The sequence below is a fragment of the Fulvivirga aurantia genome, from assembly GCF_009711475.1.
Classification (GTDB): Bacteria; Bacteroidota; Bacteroidia; order Cytophagales; family Cyclobacteriaceae; genus Fulvivirga; species Fulvivirga aurantia.
On record NZ_SMMD01000309.1, the window covers coordinates 1 to 1,674 of the forward strand.

Below are 1,674 nucleotides of genomic sequence, written 5' to 3' on the forward strand. Positions count from 1 at the left end.
TTTAAAACAAGCACTTCGTTGTCGCCAAAATTGTCGTAAGACGAAGTGATCACCCGATCACCCGGCTCCAGACCTTCGAGTACCTCAAAATGCTCTGTATTCTTTCTTCCTAATCTTACCTCTCTTTTCTCAGCTTTGGCCCCGCCTTCTGTTACTACAAACACCCAGTTTCCTCCGGTATCTTTGTAAAAGCCTCCTACAGGCAATAGCAACTCTTCTGACGACTGCCCTAATTGAATACGTAATCTCAGTGACTGACCTCTTTTAATACCTTCCGGAGTTTCTCCAACAAACTGCATATCGACTTCAAACCTACCATTGTTGATGTTTGGATAGATGTATGTGATCACTAACTCATACTCTTTATTATCAAATCGGGTGGTCGCTTTTAAGCCTTCAGAGATACGTGGTAAATAAAGCTCATCAATCAATACTGATACTTTATATACCCCCACCTTGTCTACCTGACCTAGTCTCTGGCCTGTATTTACAGCCTCACCTTCAAATAACTGAGGAGCGGTAAGCTGCCCATCAATTGGTGATTTAATGGTAAGGTTATCAAGTATCTGCCCGACTCCGTTTAGACTTTCCATCATGCGTCTTTCAGATTGATTTAGCTGTCTGAGCTGTCTCACGCGAGAAATAGAGTCATTTTTATAGCTTTTGTAAGTTATTTCTTTTCGCTTAAGGTTGTATTCGTAATTAGCTTTGGTCTGCTCAAACTCTTGTTTGGAGATAAGCTCTTTCTCAAAAAGTACTTTCTGGCGATTATACTGTGGCTCAAGTATTTCAAGCTGATTTTCAATCAAGGCAAGTGTTTGTTGTTGATTAAGATCGTTTTGCTCAAGCTGCAATCTTGTTTGTCTTAATCGGTTGATACTTTCATTTAGACTTGCCTCCTGGCTCAATACACTTAGCTCGCGGTTTAAGTTAGAAAGCTCGAGTATCACGTCTCCTTTACTCAGCATTGCCCCGCTTTCTTTATGCACTTTTTTAATTGTACCTCCCTCAATGGCATCCAGGTAAAAGGTTACACTTGGCTCCACGGTACCAGTCTGAGGTATAAACTCTTCAAAAACACCATTATTTACAGTAGCAATAGTGATCTTTTCTTTTTCTACGTTGAGCTTAGACCTTCTATCAGCAAATAGAAACTGGTAGGCTATGAATACGACAAGTAATGTTGCACCGCCTATAGTTGCTATGCGCTTAAATGTCCACTTCTTTTTTTTAATCTTTCGATCCATTCAGGAGATAGTTTTAAAGTTCGGTTGCTAGATGCCAACAAGTGTGCCAATCGATTTAATAGGCTCTTATAGGGTTATAGCGTTATTTGATAGTCCGCTAGCGTTCATTGCTGGACGTGATCGTCCGCTACCGAACAAATTGTGTATGTTTGCGTAGGAGTAGTAGAACTGTGAAGTCAGTTTAGGCCAATAGGAGCCAATTTTCAGCTTTTATTCAAAAAAACGGTATTCGTTTTGTGTATAAAATATAGATCGCACCTACAGTGCTACTGTAAAATTGATATCTAACTATTTACAGAAAGCCCCTCCGGGGCAATAGTAGCTCCGGAGGAGCGCTCTGTAATAGATAAATGAAAATCTTATGCGCTAGCTCCGTAGGAGCGTTCTATTTTAATAGTTTGAGCTTATAGAACAACTATTAAAGAAT

Annotated in this window: 1 protein-coding gene; it reads right to left on the bottom strand. The window is 40.0% G+C overall.

What is annotated here, in order from left to right:
• A partial coding sequence (locus E1176_RS01370) for an efflux RND transporter periplasmic adaptor subunit (protein WP_155208787.1) occupies positions 1 to 1,247 on the bottom strand: 1,247 nt, incomplete at its 3' end.
• Positions 1,248 to 1,674: the final 427 nt, after the last annotated feature.